Source organism: Arthrobacter sp. CDRTa11, assembly GCF_026427775.1.
Taxonomy (GTDB): Bacteria; Actinomycetota; Actinomycetes; order Actinomycetales; family Micrococcaceae; genus Arthrobacter.
On the sequence record NZ_CP044532.1, the window covers coordinates 1659638 to 1677624 of the forward strand.

The window sequence follows — 17987 nt, forward strand, 5'->3', positions numbered from 1 at the left end:
GACTAGTGAATGGAGGGAACGGTCCGGGGCCGGACCACCAGCCACAGCGCTGCGATCGAGAGCAGGATGCAGGCGGCCTGGACCGCGCCCATGGGGGTGGAACTTTCAATCCCCAGCCAGCCCACTACCGGCGAGATCAGCCCGGCCATCAGGAATGTTGCGGCCCCCAGCAGGGAGGCCGCGGTGCCGGCCTTGTCGCCGTGGCTTGCCAGTGCAAGCACCTGCACGCAGGGAAAAGTAAAGCCCGTCCCCAGGATGTAGAACCACAGCGGCACCATCACGCCCCACAGCCCCAGTCCCATTTGATCGAAAATCACGATCAGCAGGGCCATCAGGAACATCCAGGCGGTGGAACAGGCGAGGATCCATTGCGGCGGGATCCGCCTGATCAGCCTGGAACTTGTCTGCACGCCGGCCACAATGCCCAGCGAGTTGATGCCGAACAGGAGTCCGTACTGCTGTGGCGAGAAGCCGAAGATGTCCTGGAACAGGAACGGTGAGGCGGAGAGGTAGGTAAACAGGCCGGCAAAGTTCATGCCGCCAAGGAGCAGGAGGCCCACAAAGATCCGGTCGGTGAAAAGGACGCGGTAGCGTTGGCCGGCCGTCAGGCCGGACTGGCCGCGTTTTTCCGGCGGCAGGGTTTCGCGGACCAGGAAGAGGGCGGCGATGACCACCAGCGTGCCGTAGGCCGCCAGGAACACAAAAATCCCCGGCCAGGGCATCACCAGGAGGAGCTGCGAGCCAATGACCGGAGCCAGGATGGGTGCCAGTCCGTTGACAAGTGCCATCCGGGAGAACATCCGCACCATCGCGTACCCGGAGAACAAGTCGCGGACCATCGCCATGGCAACAACTCCGCCGCCGGCCGCGCCCACCCCCATCAGGACGCGGAAGAGTCCCAGGGAGGCGATGTCGGTGGAGATGGCTGCCCCCACTGAAGCGGCGATGTGCACCGCGGTGGCGAGGATCAGGGGAAACCGCCGGCCAAACTTGTCGCTGAACGGTCCTACCACCAGCTGGCCCAGGGCAAAGCCCACCGTGGTGCCCGCGAGGGTCAGCTGGACCTCGGCCTCGGATACTCCCAGGCTGGCCTCGAGCGCCGGAAAAGCCGGAAGGTACAGATCGATAGTGAAGGGGCCCAAAGCGGTGAGTGCACCGAGCAAAAGGATGTACAGGAGTTTCCGGCGGCGGCTCAGCGAGTCGCCCGGGTTGGTGGGAATGGTCACGGAGATCCATCCTAGGCCCGAAACAACCAGCATTTACAGCGTTGGAGGGCACGCCGCGGCAGATGACCGAAGTTCGGCCTGAACCTGAATGATAGTTTTGGGGGCGGGGGCGGTGCAGCTGCACTCTCCCGCAGCACAGGGAAGCTGAATCGACCATGAAACCAGTTAGGCGGAACCGATGAGCGGACGTCACAGCGGGCGGACCAGCCAGGGGCTGCGCCTCACCGCGCTGCCCAAAACGCTAAAACTCCTCGTCCGGCTGGCGCCCCGCCAGCTCAATGACGAGATCGCCCTCGCCAAGGTGGAGATCAAGCGCAAGGGCATTCAGCTCGGCGTTGCCGCGGCGTTTATGGGCGTTGCCCTTATTTTCGTCGCGTTCCTTGTGGTGGGTCTCATTGTTGCCGCCATCATGGGGCTGGCCACCATCATGCCCGCCTGGCTGGCCGCCCTGCTGGTCTGTGCTGCCTTCCTGCTGATTGCCGCGATCGGGGGCCTGATCGGCCTCCGAAAATTCAAGCAAGCCATGCCACTGGTGCCTGAGGAGACGCTTCGCGGAATCCGGCATGACATCGGCGTAGCCAAGGAAGGGTCAGACTTCAACGCCGCCATCCTTGATCCCGCCAGCCCCGAGGCTAAGGCCGCCAAGGCCGCCAAGGATGAAGCTGCAGCCAAGGCGAAGGCAGAGAAGAAAGCCAAGGCAGAGGCCCACGACAAGGAATACCCGCACGCTTCCGAACCTGAACTGCACCGCCGCCTGCATCAGCGGCGCAACCACCTGGCCCAGGCCCGCGATGAGCTTGACAGTGAGCTCGACGTCAAGACCCAGGCCAGCTTCCTCTTGGCCGCAGCGCAGGACAAGCTGAGGGAGGGCCAGTCGTTGGTGGACCACGGCAAGGACTTCGCCGGCCAGAAGTTGGCCGCGCTGTCCGAAAAGACAGGCGGGGCCGCGCCCCGGTGGAAGCCGCTGGCAGCTTTTGCTGCGGCCGCCACAGTTTTCGCCGTGCTGCTCCGCAAGCTGCTTAGGGATCTGTAAGCGGGCCAGCTGAAGCGGGTACGCGGAACGGACGGGCACCTAGCCTTTCGGCCACGGACAAGAGAGACAGCCGGACACAACAGGCAAAGCAAAAAAGAAAAACGTACGCCCTGACAGGCAGCGGGAAGGAAGGGGGACGGGATGAGGATTATTGGCGCTGGCTCCCGTCCGGGCCGCCCGCACGTTGACCACGACCGCGTGCTGACCGTGCCCAACGTGCTCACCGTCCTGCGCTTTATGGGTGTGCCGATCTTCATTTGGCTGGTACTGGCCCGGCAGGAGTATGGCTTCGCGGTCCTGGTGCTGGCCATCATGGCCGGCACGGACTGGGTGGATGGGTACGTGGCCCGCCGTTTTGACCAGGCTTCCAAGCTCGGCCGCGTGATGGATCCGATCGCTGACAGGCTGGCACTGATTGCAGTTGCCATCACGCTGGTTATCGCCGGCATTGTCCACTGGCTTTACCTTGCCGCGCTGGTGGTACCGGATGCTGTTCTTCTTGTCCTGACCCTCTCCTACTTCCACGGCCACCCCGACCTGCCAGTGAGCCTGATCGGAAAGATCCGGACCGGCCTCCTGCTCCTGGGCACACCTCTTTTGGTCCTGTCCCGGCTGGATGTGCCGTTTGCCGATGCTCTTTTTGTTGCAGCCTGGATAGTGCTCGGCCTGGGCCTGACCGGTCACTGGATTGCCGCGTACAACTATTTCTGGGCCATCCTGCGGAAGGGCAGAATGCAATCACATCATCACGACGGCGGCACCGCCTGATGGTCTGGGTAGCTGTCCTGCTCGCGGTGCTTGGCGCTTTTTTCCTTGCCCTCGGAGCCCAAAAACAGGGGAGTGCTGTCAAGGCCGATACAGGCGGCCTGGCGCTGAGCTCCAACGGTTTTCTTCGCCTGCTGCGCAATCCGCGGTGGATGTTGGGCCTGCTCCTGTTGTGCACCGGAATGGGCATGAACGCGATTGCCCTGGTGTCCGCGCCGCTGACGGTTGTCCAGCCGATCGGCGCCATTGCCCTGGTCATCACCACCGTTGTCAACGCCAGGGACCAGGACCTGACGATTAACCGGGCCACGGTGGTAGCTATCGCGGGCTGCGTCACGGGGTCCGCCCTCTTTGTGCTCCTTGCCGTGAATGCGACCCAGGAAAACCATCACGTCGGCCAGGCGGACGAGCTCACCATTGTGCTCCTACTGGCACTGGCGGTGGGTCTGTTTGGCACGCTTGCGGTGATGTTCAGGCACCGGATGAGTGCCTTCATCTACATTATTGGGGCCGGCGTCCTGTTCGGCTTTGTGGCTGTGCTGACACGGATTATCGGCAAGCACCTCCTGGACCCCAACGGCCTGGCACTGCTAAATGTCCAGTGGTATTCGGTGGTGGCCATCGCGGCGGCCGGCGGGCTTGGTTCCTGGTTTGTGCAGAACGCCTACTCCGGCGGACCGCCGGACCTGGTCATTGCCGGGCTCACTGTCATCGATCCGATTGTGGGCATCGCCATAGGCATCGTTATCCTCGGCGAACTGCGTCCGGACGTCCATGCCGTGACGGCAATTGCGATGGCCGCTGCTGCTTCGCTTGCTATCGTTGGGGTAATCGCCCTTTCCAGGCACCATCCCGAGGTCACCAAGCGCAGGAAAGACGCGCGGAAGACCGTGGGCAGGGCGTCCCGCTAGCCGAAGTCCCCTCAACGCCGATCCACACGCCCGATTTTTCCACCGATTCAACCCGTACCAAGCCGATTTATGCCGGTATTTGCCAGACCGATTTTCACTCTGCCGATTTTCACTAAGAGGCCCGGCCACCGTGCCAGCGGCCAACCGGTGCTGCAGCGTCAGCTGACAGTGCCGTGACCATCAGGAGCTCTCCACGTGACAACGCCCGCTGACCAGCCACCCCTGACTATCCTGATTGCCGCGGATACGTATCCGCCGCACATCAACGGAGCCGCCACCTTCGGCTATCGCCTGGCCAAGGGTATGACCGGGCGCGGGCACAACGTGCACGTACTGGCCTGCCGCGCCGACGACGGTAAGAGCTTCACGGAGTTCCGGTCCGAGGCCACGGTGCACCGGCTTCGGTCCCACGGCGTGTGGACCCATGAGTACTTCCGCATCTGTTTCCCGTGGGAAATCAAGAAGGAAATCAGCCTCCTGTTCGACCGGATCAAGCCGGACGTGGTGCACATCCAAAGCCACTACATGATCGGCGAGCATGTTCTCTATGAGGCGAAAAAGCGCGGCATACGCATCGTGGCCACCAACCACTTCATGCCGGAGAACCTGAACCCTTTCCTGCCCTTCCCGCAGTGGTTCAAGGACATCATCGGGCGAATCTCCTGGAAGGACATGGGCAAGGTCATGGGGAAGGCGGACGTCATCACCACGCCCACCCCGCTCGCTGCGAAGGCAATGCACCAACACGCCTTCCTTCGTAAAGTCCTGCCGCTGTCCAACGGGATTGACTCTTCGGCCTATGAACTGAAGCCGGGGGAGGTCATTGAACGCAATCCCTACCCCACAGTGGTGTTTGTTGGACGCCTGGCCGAGGAAAAGCACGTGGATGTGCTGATCAAGGCTGTCTCGAAGACGCCGCCCGAGCTCAACGTCCACCTCGAAATCGTGGGCGGCGGCGAGGTCCGCCCGGCGCTTGAGGCATTGGTTGACAGGCTGGGCCTGGGGGAGCGGGTGACGTTCCTGGGGCTTGCCAGCGACGAGGAACTCCGCGAGACCTACATCAAGGCGGACCTGTTCTGCATGCCCGGCACGGCCGAGCTGCAGTCACTGGTGACCCTGGAGGCGATGTCCGCGTCAACGCCTGTGTTGCTGGCGGACGCCATGGCCCTCCCGCACCTGGTGCGGGACGGGGAGAACGGCTTCCTGTTTACGCCCAACGACAGCGACGACCTCTCGGCCAAGGTCACCAAGATCCTCCAGCTGCCGCCCGAGCAGCTCGCCGCCATGGGCCGGGCCAGCCGCAGGCTGGTGGAACCTCACAGCATGCAGGGCACTCTGCAAACCTTCGAGGATCTCTACCGGGGTGCCGGTTTCGAGGACAAAGTGGTCTAGAGGGGTTCCTCTGTTTGCTAGAGTGTTTTTGCCCCGCGGGCGCTGAAGTCCCCAGGACCAGGCCCCGCCGGGCACACGGGGCTATAGCTCAGCTGGTTAGAGCGCGGGACTCATAATCCTAAGGTCCTCGGTTCAAGTCCGAGTAGCCCTACAGCTAGATTCTGCGGGTTTCAGCCTGATTCAGGCTTCCGCGAAATCGACCTGTGTCACTAACTTGTCACTACGGGAAGTTATCCACAGGCTAGGCGCCCGTTTTGACCTCACCGTCAGGTGCTTTCTGGTTTCTTAGGAGACTCCGCGTTCATCCTCAACCGGCTGGTGGCGCACGCGAAGGCGTGGATAAACACGATCCGTTCCATTCGCACGAGGGCTTCGGAGCACGACGGTGAGGCATGGGTGAGACTCGCTGAGTACGCCACACGGACGCTAGAAAGCGCCGCTCGGGAGTCTGGCTCTGCACGGAGCGTTCTGATGCGGTAGAGCGGCTTCTAAAGGCTAGCCGGAACCCTACGACAACTGGGCGAGTCGCTGCGGAAGTGCAGCAGGCTGGGACGCCTGACACGGTTCACCATCGCTGTCCGATAAGGTTTCTGGAACGCCGACGGACAAGGGACAGTATGCAGGACCATGATCGAGTAGCACGATTGGTAAGCACCGCCCTCGATAATTTCGACAACCCCGGTAAATCTCTCGCCTCCCTCGTGCGGCAGGCAGCCCGCATCGCATCATTGCGGCAGGACTTCGCAGCGCAGTACCGCTTCCAGATAGAATTGCTGGATGTCGCCTCCGGTGCCGCAAAGACCGACCCGACCATTGACGGTATTAACAACAACCTCATCACGCTCCTCGGTGTTGAGGACGCGCGGAAGCAGGTGTTGACGGCGTACTACGGCTATGAGCGTGGACGCCGAATGACTGGCACCGAGAACATCAACGTCATCAGCATCGCCCAGATTGAAGCCAACCTCGCACAGCTCCACAGCGTGTACGCCGAGTACTCCGTGACTGACAAGGGAAGCAGCTACTACGCCCACGAGGCGGCTATCGCCGCTGACAAGCAGCAAGCCAAGTTGCTCCCAATGATCCAAGCCCACTCGGAGATCGTTGAGCACGTTCGGCAGGACGTACATAGCTACCTGTTGCTCACCGAAACCAACCTGCACAGCGGCAAGCCGACCAGCAGCGTTTTCGAACGCGGGCTGGAGTACGTCCGGGCTTCGTTGGCTGAACGCGCTCCGGCAGCTCTCGAAAAGTTCTCGGCGGCGGAAGCGAGTCTTGCGGCAGGCACTCCCGAGGACCTGTCTCATGCCCTAACCAGCACGCGCCGGATGATCAAGGCTCTTGCCGACGCGCTCTACCCGGCAACGGGAGAAACAATCGTCGGCGTAGACAAAGTCGAGCGCGCTATGGACGACGAGGCATACCGCAATCGGTTGATCCAGTTCGCCAAAGAGAAACTCGGCAAGCGCCTTCAAGGCAAGGTCATGGGTGACGCCCTTGCTAGCTATGGCAAGCGCATCACGAATCTGGACTCTATGGCTAGCAAGGGCGTGCACAGCGATGTCACCGCTGCTGAGGCTGAGCAGTGTGTCATTTGGAGCTTCATGCTTGCCGCTGACCTCCTCCGCATTGCAGACGGAACGTCGGCAGACTTGGCACCAGTAGGCGCTCCGGGTGAGTGACTACGACGCCGAGAGCTTCGAAGCAGCAGCCATCGCCGGTGACTGCGAGCTTGCACGATGATTTCCGATTCCATCCCGTGGCGTGAGGAACTCTGGCGTGTAGCCGACAGGCTGGAAAAGAAGTCCAAGCAACAGCGGTGGACCGAGCGGAGCAGCTTCCTCGTCGAGCGGGACATGATGACGAGTGCCTACGCCATCCGGAGACTCAACGAAGCGCACAAGATTTCTGACGTCTTGGCGAAGACACGGGTGCCGGTGATCCGATACGCCCGGATCGGAGGCGTGCCAGACATCTGGAATCGGCAGGAATTCTGGGAACACTACGATCTGGAAAACGGACAGGGTGACCAGATCACGATTCCGCACCTCTGCAACCAATTGATCCACAGCTTTGTTTGGATCATCAGCGGCAATAAGGACACCGAGCTATTCGACGGCGCGTTCGTCGCCTCAGAAAACGAACGCCACAAGCATCTGTACTTCCTCCCCGTTGAAAGTCTCATTGATCTTTGCCGGAAGGTTGCTGCTGAGGACATCGGCTCCGTCCAGTACCAGCGAGGAACCGACGGGATTATGCGGATCGTCAGCGTCAAGGTCATGGAAGACGACTGGCAGGAACCTGATCCCGGCATGCTGATGCTCAGCGCCGAGGCACGCGCAAGCTACCGGGAGTCATGATCCGCCTTCGAAGTGGGGCGAACACGACTCGCGTGGAGGGAGTTCCGGCAGCAACATCGCATAAGCGTCTCGATGAGCTTGCGTCCACCGGGTCAGGGCGATGACCTGCTGGGGCTGAAAGGTTTCTTCCAACGGCGACGGACCGAGGGCGACGAACGGCTCCACACCGAACTGGTGCGAGGTTGCGTCGATCCGAATCCCCGACTCAGACCGAAGCCAATCGTGATTTCCGTTGGCAGACACTCCGTTGACGATATGCCACTTGCCTAACCCTCTCGCTTGGAGCAGGTTGCCGAGGAAGAACGAAGCGACAGAGCAGCAGTTTGTGGGAAAGAAGTTCATGACCGCCATTGGCGGCTTCCACTCGACCCGGTGAACGGCGGCGATGAAGTCCGCCAACAGATGCTCCAAGTTCTCAATCTCGTTCACTGCGATCCTCAGGCTTCCGTGACGGGTGTATGTCCAGTAAAGCCTAGGCTGGCTTCATGACTGGATACGATGCCGAAGAGTTTGAGCGGAGAGCCATCGCCGGTGACTGGAAAGCCGCAATCAGCGTGCTGTCCCGTGCATCACTGAAACCCGAAGTACTGTCCGTTCTCATGACAGAGGATGCCCACATCGAGGTACGTCTTGCTTTGGCGATGCGTCCAGATGTCACGCCGGAACAGTTGGCATGGTGCGCTGAAACGGACGATGCGCACATGCTGAATCGGCTCATCGCTCATCCCCGTACGCCGCTCTCCACGATCAAAGGCATCAGGGATCGCTCTGAGGGTATGGCAGGTGAAGTCTGGACTCTGCTGCACGCCTACGCCACGAGGACCGCAGAGCGCCGCGTGAGGGAGGCCGGCGGGCTTCACAGGGGTACTTGATACCGGCAAGGCAACTCAAGTCCGTAGCCTTTCAGCATGTCGGGCGGAGGATGGGGGTGCTGCGTTGTCATAATGAGGAGCTGAAGCGTTGGGGCGTCCTTCCTAGCCCCTGTGTCGTTGACGGGGGACCAGTGAAACTAAGCACTTTCAAAATTGAGAATCATAGCCGGTTGGCGGATTGCACTATCGAGGTACGTAAACATCTCGTAATCGTGGGTCCAAACGACGTTGGGAAGTCTTCGCTACTCCGATGCCTTGACCTACTGCTTGGTGCTTCAACTGCCGCACTCTACGGCAGACTAGACGCCACCGATTTTAGGGATAAGTCGCTTCCGTTCGTTGTCGACGCGACCTTGACTGATCTCAAGCCGGACGACTACGCCCTGTTTCCGGATGAGATTTACGTCGATCCGGTTACTGGGGAGAGGCACCTGCGAGTGCAGTTGAGCGTGAGCCTTGATTCCGAGGAGACGCTCAGCGCCACGAGAACTGCGCCGGACGGTTCGACAGGCAGGCAAATGTCACGGGATCAGTTAGCGGGCTTGGGCTGGAAGACAGTAGGCGCAGCGCATTCGACGTCCCGAGACTTCAGAGACGACCGCAACACCTCGCTGGACGACATCATTTCCGCGATCGAGCTTGGAGACGAGGAGGCGCAATTTGAGTCGATTGCCGCAGCTTTTCAAGGTCAACTTGATGGCTCCGCTGTTCTAAGGAAGCTTCGATCACGGTTATCCAATCAGCTCAAGAAGGCGCTCCCTGAAGGCATCGAGCAGGACGACTTAAGTTTCGTTTCGACTGCCACGGACGACTTGCTGAGTGACGTCAGACTCCAAATTCGTCGGAAGGGCGAGCTGCGGAACATGACGGAACAGTCAGACGGGGCAAGGGCTCTTTTTGCTATCGCGCTGTACGATCTCGTTGCTGAGTCGGCGAATATTGTTGCCATCGACGAACCAGAAATACATCTTCATCCATCCAGCCAACGAAGCCTAGGGCGCTTACTCCGCGATGGGGCAAACCAAAAAATCTTGGCAACTCATTCACCGGATATCGTCGGCATCTTTGACGTTGACGACGTCGTTGTCGTTAAGCCCGGTGGCGTCGTGGTTCAGCCGTCAGCCGGGTTTCTCGACGATGAGGAACGGCTACTTGCACATTGGTGGGTGGCGAATAAGTTAGAGCCCTTAACCTCCAGACGGGTAGCGCTGGTTGAGGGACCGGCTGATCGGATCATCATTCAGAAGGCAGCGGAGCTGACGGACAGGGACCTCGACCGGTTGGGCGTCGCACTAGTGGAACTGGGCGGCGCGGGCGATGTGAAGTACGTTCACAAGTTGTTCGGCAGTTCGGGCTTCAACGTGGCGATGTCGATCCTGATTGATCGCGATGCAGTAAGCGAGACTGAAACTCACCTAGGTTTGACAGAATCTGAGTTCGCGTCGAACTCAGTATTCGTGTCAGAGGCGGACTTAGAGGACGAGTACACTTCCGCACTTGGTCACATCGAACTCTTTGCGGCTTTGGAGTCTTCCAAGCTATTCACAAAGAACGAGCTGAGGAACTGTACGCGGTCGGGGACAGGCGGAACAGTTCTCCCCGCTGACGTCGCCGCGTTTTGCAGGTTCAAATCAAGTTACAAGGTCCGAGCTGCCTTGGTCGCGGCAAGCATTATGGATGAGGCGTCGGCGCGAAAAGTGGGCAGCGTTGATGCATTGCTGTCCGACGTGATGGAGCGCTCAGAATGGTAGTGCCAACTGCTAAGCAAGCCCTTATTCGCGATTCGCCGGAACTAAGCATGCTGGTCGTAGCCCCTGCGGGATGCGGCAAAACCGAAGCCCTAGCACTCCGGATTGCAGGACTCATCAAGCGTGATCAGGTACGTAGACCTCGAAGAATCCTCGTCGTCACATTTTCCAAAAGAGCGCGAGATAATATTCGCGAGCGTCTCAAGTACTACGTGGATTCCCGCAAGCTTCAAGACATGGTCACGATTGCTAACTTCCATGGCTTGGCAGCCAGAATAGTCCGTGCTCACGGCAACGTCATCGGTGTTGAGGCGGACGCTGCGCTTCCGGATTCTGACTGGGTTGCCGCCGAGTGCCGACTGCGTGGGCTCGGCTACGATCGGACAGACGATGTGCGTCGGGTTCTTCGCAACACCAAATTGCAGCCGTTCACGGACGAGGAAGTCCTACACTCGCTCCGAGAGCACGGTGACACGATAGCGGAGTCAATTGAATTCAAGCGACGAGAGGAGGGACGACTTACCTACGAAGACCTCTTGCGCCACGCCGAAGTCATCCTCCAAAACGAATCTGTTGCCGACATCTACGCACAACACTTCGAATGTGTGGTCGTAGACGAGTTCCAAGATTTGACACTCCAGCAACTTCGACTTGTCAGGAGCATCGGAGGGGACAAAGTAACTTTCGCCGGAGACCTCGCACAGGGAATCTACTCGTTCTCCGGTGCTGCCCCCAACGACGTTTACGAGTCAATCTTGGAGTATGCCGAGAAACAGATTGTTTTCGCGGAATCCCATAGGTCATCCCCTGCCGTTCTGGAACTTGTCAACGCTCTACGTAACTTCACTGGCGGTGAACACCTAACATGTGCAGCGCCGGAAGCTTGGTCTGAAAATGGGCTGGCTGGCGTAGCTTCGTTCACCACCACGGAAACTGAGGCGCAGTGGGTCTACAAATTCGCAGCCTATGTACTGGAACGTGCTCCTACTCATCGCGTCGGGGTCATCTGTCGGACGGCAGGGAGACGCCGGTTTGTGGACGAAGCCTTCAAAGCGGGAAGCCTGCCATGGCACCGATGGGACGACCCTTTGTTGGACAGGGAAACTGCGAACGCCACTCGTCGAATTCTGTCCGACCTTAAGCGCACGTCGTGGCAGCGTGCCGAAAACCCCACCGAGTTCCTCATGAATATGGCAGATGCAGAGGCACTTCACGACCCAGATACGCGTACCTCCCTGCGAGAGGCACTGGAGTGGGTGCATGATGAACTGCTTCGAGGCGCGGAAGCAACGGACTTGCTTGCCCGGATCAAGGTCGGTGACTCATCTGCATTCATCAGCGCTCCCGGCGTTCATCTCCTGAGCGGGCACGCGGGCAAGGGGCAGCAGTTTGATTGGGTTTGCGTGGTTGGGGCTGAAGAAGGCGTGCTCCCGTTCTTCAAGGCGACGTCCTCCGAGGAACTAGCTGAAGAAGCGCGCGTTCTCTCCGTCATGATTTCGCGGGCTAGGCATGGGGCGCTGGTCTTACATTCGAAGTCTGTGGCGGACTCATACGGGAGGACTCGAAGTAAAGACGCCTCTCGGTTCGCCAGTTCACTCAAGAACGCCCCTTTGTGTCGGAGCGGTTCAGCCATTGTTGAGTGGCTGAAAGCCGCTGACTGGCAGAAGATATCTGCCAATTAGAACAAATCTGCTGCGCGTTGCTCAGGCGGAGCACGGCGTCGATTGTCGGCTGCACAGGCAGTGGTCTTCACTGCCACCATCCAAGAAGTCAGAGCCTACCGAAATACACTGCGTATCCGGCAGATCGGTTGGCTTAGGATCAGAACGACGCATTGAGAATCTGGAGAAAGCACTGCATGGAGCCCCACGGACGCTTGACACTGACATGGACCGGCAAAGACGCCTCCCTGATAAACGCCCCTGATGGGGGGTACGAGTGGGTGGCACAAGACGACGTCCGCGTACATGAAGTCAGGCGATTGCTGCCGGAAGATCACTGCTCGTCCTCTGTTGCCGAACCGACGCCCGGTGCCACCGATGACAACATGCTCATCATTGGGGATTCATCTGATGCGCTCCGCGCCTTGATCCACCATCCCGATTACGCGCAAAAGTACCGGGGCAAAGTGAAGCTCGTCTACGTCGATCCGCCATTTAACACTGGTCAGACCTTTGAGCACTACGACGATGGTCTGGAACACTCGGTGTGGCTGACGGTGATGCGGGATCGGCTGGTTCAGATTCGTGATTTGCTGTCCGAAGACGGCTCGGTCTGGGTCCACCTTGACGACGCCGAAATGGCTTACCTCAAAGTCATCATGGATGAGGTGTTTGGACGACGAAATTACGTCACGTCGGTGATCTGGAGGAAGGTCGACAGCCCGAACGATAACAAAGTAACTGTCACCCCTGATCACGAAAACATCCTCTGCTACACCAAGAATCCGTCCACACGGAACACATTCAATCGGAAGATTGATCCCGCACTGGCGGCTGCCTACGGGAAGGTTGATGAGTCTGGACGCCGCTATCGGGACAGGCTGCTCAGGAAGAACGGGAAGAGCAGCCTCCGGTCAGACCGGGAGACGATGTTTTTCAAGCTAACCGATCCAGACGGAAACGATGTTTATCCGATTCGTGATGACGGTCGCGAGGGACGATGGGCGGCAGGTGTTGAGGGTGTTCAGCGAGCCGAGGCTGAAGGTCGCCTGATCTGGACCAAGCGGATCGATGACGCTGGAGTCGAAAAGTGGGTTCCGTACACGCGGGAGTATGCGCCCGACGTTCCAGAGCGTCCATGGGCAACTATCTGGACTGACGTTCACACGAGCCGACAAACCAAAGCTCATTTGAAGACCATGTTCCCTGAAGAAGGAACACAGTTCTCCACGCCCAAGCCCGAGCTGCTGCTCGAACGAATCATTCACATTGCGAGCAACCCCGGCGACATCGTCTTGGACTGCTTCGGCGGGTCTGGGACCACCGCGGCCGTTGCACACAAGATGGGACGGCACTGGGTCACCGTTGAGCTTTCGCAAAATACCGTCAACACGTTCACGAAACCGCGTCTCCAGAGAGTCACCAATAACGAGGACCCCGGCGGCATAACTATGTTGCCGCCGAGAGAAGTACCCACGGAAGACGATTTCCCCGAAGGCGGGGTGCTCGATGAGTACAAAACCGCCAACAAAGTGCTGAAGGAGCTAGTCAACGCCGGACTGCTGAACTCCAACGATGCAGCCGTCCAAGAACTCAAGCGACTCACCAAATCGAAGGTGATTCCTGCGGAAGAGCGGTGGGCAGGCGGCGGCTCGTTTGGTGTCTATAGTATTGCCCCGAGCATGTACACGCTGGATGAAGACGGGTACCCGCTTTTTGCCGACCACGCTCTCAACGGAGTGTTTACAGAGGGGGCACGGGTGCAGCTTGGCTTCGCCAAGAACGCAATTGATAGGTACCCCTTTGCTGGTCAGCGAGACACGACTCTGCTGGCAGTGGTAGATGGGATTGTCAGTGCAGCCAATGTCAGGGACATCGTCCGATCCCTTCGCGAGGATGAGCGAGTCATCGTAGCCAGCAAAGGTATTGCACCGGGAGCCTCGGAGCTACTCCGCGCGTCGTCTCCCGGTTCTCACATAAAGAAGTTTCCACTGCATGCATCCTTTGACGTCCTGAAGGCGGTTCGCTCATGAGTTGGCTGGAGAACGATCAGGAGCTTGTGGCGGAAATCGGTGTCCGGGTCGGGCTCCGGGACCCCAACTGCCGCGCGCTGTCCGCCATCGTCGATAATATCGGTGCGGACGATTTCCGCGAGGTTGTCTGCGATCTGGCGACCGGGGTGGGCAAGACTTACATCACCGCTGGATTGGTCGAGTATCTCTTTGCCAAGGGTGTTCGAAATGTCCTGATTATGACTCCGGGCAAAGTTGTCTTGGAGAAGACGGTAGGAAACTTCACTCCGGGGCACCCCAAGTACATACCGAACTTGGAAGTCCAGCCCCTTGTTGTGACGAGAGAAAATTTTCAGCGCTCCGAGGTGGGCGATGCCCTCCATAACCCGAACACGCTCAAGATTTTCATCTTCAACGTCCACCAGCTTCTCAAACCCAATATCAAGGACAACAGGGCGACATTCGAGCCTAATGAGTTCATCGGCACCGGGTTGTATGAGCACCTTCAGACAGCCGACGATCTGGTTGTCATTGCAGATGAGCACCACACTTACCACGAGCAAGCAGCCAAGTTCTCGAAAGCTGTCCGGGAGATCAGCCCCCGTGCGCTCGTTGGGCTGACTGCGACCCCAGCCGAAGCCGACCTTGAAAAGGTCATCTTCCGTTATCGACTGGCTGATGCGATCGTCGACGAGTACGTGAAAATCCCCACGCTTGCCTACCGCCTCAATGGTCATGCCTCAGTCGATCTTCAGTTGGCAGATGCCTGTGCAGTTCGGGATGCCAAAGAGCTTGTCTATCTGGACTATGCCGTTCAGGAAAACCTTCCCGCTCGGAAACCTTTGCTGCTAGTCGTCTGTGCAAGCATCAGCGAAGCCACCGACTTCACCGACAAGTTGGTCAGTGAACATTTTGGCGGTGACCAGAGTGCTGTCCTCTGCATTACCAGCGAGTCTTCTGAAGCTGATTTGCAGGCACTGGAAACTGTTGAACGCCCGGACTCGCCTGTGCGCGCTGTTGTCAGCGTCAGCAAGCTGAAAGAGGGCTGGGATGTAAAGACAGTTGCAGTGATCATGGTGACACGAAAGCTGGCTTCTGAAACTCTAACTGAGCAGATTATGGGACGCGGGCTGAGACTTCCCTTTGGTCGCCGTGTTGGCATTCCTTTGATCGATCAGCTCGACATCATCGACCACCAGAGCTATAAGAAGCTTCTTGCCCAGAAGAACCTTCTGCTGGAACAGCTAATCCCAGACGAAGACGTCCGGAACCACGTCCGGGAAGAACATGAGACCGAGCCGGGGGAGACGGACAGCCCCACAGCGGGAGTGGTGGCTAACCACACTGAGGATGATTCCCTTTCGTCGACGGGTACTGGTGCTGGAGACCCGGCAGCAGGACCGGATGGTATTGCTTTTGCTTGGAGCCCCGGTGCACCCGCCGCAGAGAATGACGCAACTGTGTTGGACGCCTCGGAAGTTTTCCTGATTCAGGAAATTGGACAACGAGTTCAGCAGGCGCAGAAGCCGACACACATGTACAAAGACGCAAAATTCAAGGAGATTTACTTCCCAGCGCAGAGAACGGAAATCACTCCGGCAGCCTTTAGTCTCTCGGCGGTCAATAACGCTCAGGCATTCAGCGTCGGCGCCAAGTACACCCAAGAAGTGTCTGACCGCCTGACTCGTAAGGCACTGGAGGCAACGCGGGATGAAGCCGGAACGGTGTCTATCCAAGAGGTTCAACAGGATTACCTTGAGGGCTATCAGGAGAAAGCTCCGGTCTCGGAGGTTAAGTCTGAGGTGATCGCGCGGCTGAGAAAGAAAGACCTGTTTGTCGGGACCACTGCGGAGAAGAACGCTCTAAACCGTCTCGTTGATCAGTTTCTGCTCGGCGCTGGAGTAGGCAAGGACCAAGACAGCATCGAGTGGGGCGTGAACCGTACGGTAATGGCAGTCAACGGATTGCTTAGGCTCATCGATGACAGCTACGCGAAGCAAACGTCCGTTGGCGTCCCCTCGTTTCGTTTTGAACTTGTTGAAGTGCCTCTGTCGCCAGTCATCTTCCCCGACAAGCCAATCGTGCACAAAGACATGGCTGGACCAGTCAAAGACCGCTACTACAACGGATGGAAGCGCTCTGCGATGCCGTTGGTCGCCTTTGACGCAGCAACTACCGAACTGGCACTAGCGCGGCTCATTGATGCGACACCCGAGGTAGCCGCTTGGACCCGGCTCTACGTAAATGGCGACCGAGATGTGAGCATCGATGTGGGCGCACGGAGCTATTACCCTGACCTCATCGCGGTCGATGAGGACAACGTCCACTACCTCATAGAAGGCAAAGCGGACAGGGACCTCACGCGACAAGAAGTCACGGAAAACCGGGTTGCTGCCCAGCGTTGGCAGAACCACGTCAACGATTCCGGGGAGTTCCCGCAATGGCAGTATTTGTTCTGTTCCGAAACGATGATCAAGGAAGCCAACGGATCATGGGAAGTGCTCAAGTCGTTCGCAAGCGAGTTCACCAACTGATGGGCGCCGGCACCGTTGGCTGATCCATTGGCGCTATGGGCATTGATTGTCTCTATGGTGAGCCTGCTCGTGGCGCTGGGTGCTGGTTGCGTTGCGTATCTGGATTACCATCAGGTCGGTCGCGAAGAGCCTTGGCGGCTGACAAAGGTCCAAGACGAGATTTGGCTGCTTGAGCGAGTCCACCGGCGACCGGCGACCATTTCCGGTGTAGATGCGGCTGCCCTCTGTGACGTCGTACAGGTCGGGTGGCTCAACCCGGCAGCGTTCCCCGCGAAGGTGTTCAGGCGCGGTTCACAGGAGTTGCTCCGTATTGATACTGCAAGCGTCGGCGTGCACTTGCTGTTCTACAGCCGCGAGTATGAGATTTTCCGTAAGGTGCCTGCGCACAACACGTCGTACCTTGCGAGCATTCGGGGTGCGCAGGGTGTGGAAAAGTTGAAGATTTGGACCACGGCACTCTACTAGCCGCTGTCCCTTCTCATCGCCTTCCCGGACAGAAAGCCACTAGCCTCCTGCTAGTGGCTTTCCTGTGTAGTTTTGTGGCATGGATGCTGAAACTATTCGATTGATTATCACCGCCGCTGCCGCTGTTGTTGCCGGTATCGGCGCGGCTACCCTTACGGCAGTCATCAATCGTAAGAACACCAAGGACACGCTAGCTTCTGCCCGTGAGGTTGCCGAAGAACAGCGAAGGGAGATGCAGAACCGAGAGCACGCTGTTTGGGTCAGGGATCAGAAGCAGGAGGCTTATACGAATTTCTTGCTACTTGCACAGAATATGCGTCAGAAAATCTTTGCGACAGCAGTGACGGAGACTTTGGATGTCAACCGTCAAGAGCTTGAAGTTGAGCGAAGCAGGATCATGCTGGTTGGCACGCCAGTCGTAAGGCACACAGCCTTGGCAATAAACCAGAATGTAACTCTTAGCTATGACCTTCACACGTTCATTTGCAAACTGAATAAGAAGCGCTCAGAGCTAACTTCGGAGGAGCACACTGACCAAGACCGTCCAAGAGTTGAGAACATCGGAAAGTTGATCCGAAAGACCCAAAAGGAGTATTGGGATACCCGAGAAGACTTTTTCCGCTTGACGAACCAATTCGTCATGGATGTAAGGGACGACTTGGGAACCGTCTCGCCCGAAGATGAGGCTTTGAACGCTGCAAACCGAGAACGCATCAAAACTATCCGCGAGGACTTAGATGTGGACAGTGAAGAAGAGGATGGTCGGATCAAGGCTCTTGCCTGACTCAGACGCTTTATCGCGTCAAGGTCTCCGGTGTTTAGTTTTGTGGCATGGACGCGGAAAATTTTGAAAATCCTCATCGGCGCTGTAGCTGTAATCTCCTCTGGCTTAGTTGGTCAGTGGCTGGCAGGGCGAAACGGCAGGCTTTCGGCTGTGGCTACTCATGAGCGAGACAAACAGACATGGGCAACGGACCTCAAGTATCAGACGTACCTGAGCCTCATTGA

At 58.4% G+C, this 17987-nt stretch carries 15 protein-coding genes and 1 tRNA gene; 14 read left to right on the top strand and 2 right to left on the bottom strand.

Annotated elements, in window-relative coordinates; genetic code table 11:
* Positions 1-2 precede the first annotated feature (2 nt).
* Entirely contained in the window at positions 3-1226 is a 1224-nt protein-coding gene (locus F8G81_RS07500; protein WP_267278371.1) for a multidrug effflux MFS transporter, read from the bottom strand.
* Between the two features lie 178 nt (positions 1227-1404).
* Here F8G81_RS07500 and F8G81_RS07505 point away from each other — a divergent pair, with 178 nt between their 5' ends.
* From F8G81_RS07505 to F8G81_RS07535, 7 genes are all read left to right on the top strand, one after another.
* Entirely contained in the window at positions 1405-2259 is an 855-nt protein-coding gene (locus tag F8G81_RS07505; RefSeq protein WP_267278372.1) for a phage holin family protein, read from the top strand.
* A gap of 141 nt (positions 2260-2400) precedes the next feature.
* Positions 2401-3027, top strand: coding sequence for a CDP-alcohol phosphatidyltransferase family protein (locus F8G81_RS07510; RefSeq protein ID WP_267278373.1), 627 nt, complete (start codon positions 2401-2403; stop codon positions 3025-3027).
* The gene (locus F8G81_RS07515) at positions 3027-3935 is read left to right on the top strand and encodes a DMT family transporter (protein ID WP_267278374.1); all 909 of its coding nucleotides are present in this window, start codon (positions 3027-3029) and stop codon (positions 3933-3935) included. Before F8G81_RS07510 ends, F8G81_RS07515 begins: the two co-directional genes overlap by 1 nt.
* A gap of 195 nt (positions 3936-4130) precedes the next feature.
* Positions 4131-5327: a glycosyltransferase gene (locus F8G81_RS07520; RefSeq protein ID WP_267278375.1), complete on the top strand. Its 1197-nt coding sequence runs from the start codon at positions 4131-4133 to the stop codon at positions 5325-5327.
* Between the two features lie 77 nt (positions 5328-5404).
* Positions 5405-5478, top strand: a tRNA-Ile gene (locus F8G81_RS07525).
* Positions 5479-5944: 466 nt separating this feature from the next.
* Complete coding sequence (locus tag F8G81_RS07530) at positions 5945-7009, top strand: hypothetical protein (RefSeq protein ID WP_267278376.1); 1065 nt, start codon at positions 5945-5947, stop codon at positions 7007-7009.
* Positions 7010-7066: 57 nt separating this feature from the next.
* Positions 7067-7687, top strand: coding sequence for a hypothetical protein (locus F8G81_RS07535; RefSeq protein WP_267278377.1), 621 nt, complete (start codon positions 7067-7069; stop codon positions 7685-7687).
* Here F8G81_RS07535 and F8G81_RS07540 read toward each other — a convergent pair.
* Positions 7682-8116 (bottom strand): hypothetical protein, encoded by a 435-nt coding sequence (locus F8G81_RS07540; RefSeq protein ID WP_267278378.1) that lies wholly within the window; start codon positions 8114-8116, stop codon positions 7682-7684. The two genes, F8G81_RS07535 and F8G81_RS07540, sit on opposite strands and share 6 nt — an antisense overlap.
* Positions 8117-8172: 56 nt before the next feature.
* Between F8G81_RS07540 and F8G81_RS07545 the strand changes: the two genes are divergently transcribed.
* The 7 genes from F8G81_RS07545 (at position 8173) to F8G81_RS07575 (ending at position 17763) form a co-directional block, all read left to right on the top strand.
* Complete coding sequence (locus tag F8G81_RS07545; protein WP_267278379.1) at positions 8173-8559, top strand: hypothetical protein; 387 nt, start codon at positions 8173-8175, stop codon at positions 8557-8559.
* Positions 8560-8609: 50 nt separating this feature from the next.
* On the top strand, positions 8610-10310 hold the full coding sequence (locus tag F8G81_RS07550; RefSeq protein ID WP_267278380.1) for an ATP-dependent nuclease: 1701 nt from the start codon (positions 8610-8612) through the stop codon (positions 10308-10310).
* 47 nt (positions 10311-10357) lie between these two features.
* Positions 10358-11989: a UvrD-helicase domain-containing protein gene (locus F8G81_RS07555; RefSeq protein WP_267278381.1), complete on the top strand. Its 1632-nt coding sequence runs from the start codon at positions 10358-10360 to the stop codon at positions 11987-11989.
* A 176-nt stretch (positions 11990-12165) separates the two neighbouring features.
* Complete coding sequence (locus F8G81_RS07560; protein WP_267278382.1) at positions 12166-14001, top strand: site-specific DNA-methyltransferase; 1836 nt, start codon at positions 12166-12168, stop codon at positions 13999-14001.
* Entirely contained in the window at positions 13998-16514 is a 2517-nt protein-coding gene (locus tag F8G81_RS07565; RefSeq protein WP_267278383.1) for a DEAD/DEAH box helicase, read from the top strand. The genes F8G81_RS07560 and F8G81_RS07565 overlap by 4 nt, the downstream gene beginning before the upstream one ends.
* A gap of 15 nt (positions 16515-16529) precedes the next feature.
* Positions 16530-16979 (top strand): hypothetical protein, encoded by a 450-nt coding sequence (locus F8G81_RS07570; protein WP_267278384.1) that lies wholly within the window; start codon positions 16530-16532, stop codon positions 16977-16979.
* Positions 16980-17058: 79 nt separating this feature from the next.
* A complete protein-coding gene (locus tag F8G81_RS07575; protein WP_267278385.1) occupies positions 17059-17763 on the top strand; it encodes a hypothetical protein in 705 nt (234 codons plus the stop codon).
* The last annotated feature ends 224 nt before the right edge of the window (positions 17764-17987 follow it).

Bases quoted from the DNA above. Each gene is read 5' to 3' on its own strand.
- F8G81_RS07535 (WP_267278377.1), top strand. From the start codon at position 7,067: ATGATTTCCGATTCCATCCCGTGGCGTGAGGAACTCTGGCGTGTAGCC.
- F8G81_RS07510 (WP_267278373.1), top strand. From the start codon at position 2,401: ATGAGGATTATTGGCGCTGGCTCCCGTCCGGGCCGCCCGCACGTTGAC.
- F8G81_RS07545 (WP_267278379.1), top strand. From the start codon at position 8,173: ATGACTGGATACGATGCCGAAGAGTTTGAGCGGAGAGCCATCGCCGGT.
- F8G81_RS07560 (WP_267278382.1), top strand. From the start codon at position 12,166: ATGGAGCCCCACGGACGCTTGACACTGACATGGACCGGCAAAGACGCC.
- F8G81_RS07550 (WP_267278380.1), top strand. From the start codon at position 8,610: ATGGGGGTGCTGCGTTGTCATAATGAGGAGCTGAAGCGTTGGGGCGTC.
- F8G81_RS07565 (WP_267278383.1), top strand. From the start codon at position 13,998: ATGAGTTGGCTGGAGAACGATCAGGAGCTTGTGGCGGAAATCGGTGTC.
- F8G81_RS07530 (WP_267278376.1), top strand. From the start codon at position 5,945: ATGCAGGACCATGATCGAGTAGCACGATTGGTAAGCACCGCCCTCGAT.
- F8G81_RS07515 (WP_267278374.1), top strand. From the start codon at position 3,027: ATGGTCTGGGTAGCTGTCCTGCTCGCGGTGCTTGGCGCTTTTTTCCTT.
- F8G81_RS07575 (WP_267278385.1), top strand. From the start codon at position 17,059: ATGGATGCTGAAACTATTCGATTGATTATCACCGCCGCTGCCGCTGTT.
- F8G81_RS07505 (WP_267278372.1), top strand. From the start codon at position 1,405: ATGAGCGGACGTCACAGCGGGCGGACCAGCCAGGGGCTGCGCCTCACC.
- F8G81_RS07555 (WP_267278381.1), top strand. From the start codon at position 10,358: ATGCTGGTCGTAGCCCCTGCGGGATGCGGCAAAACCGAAGCCCTAGCA.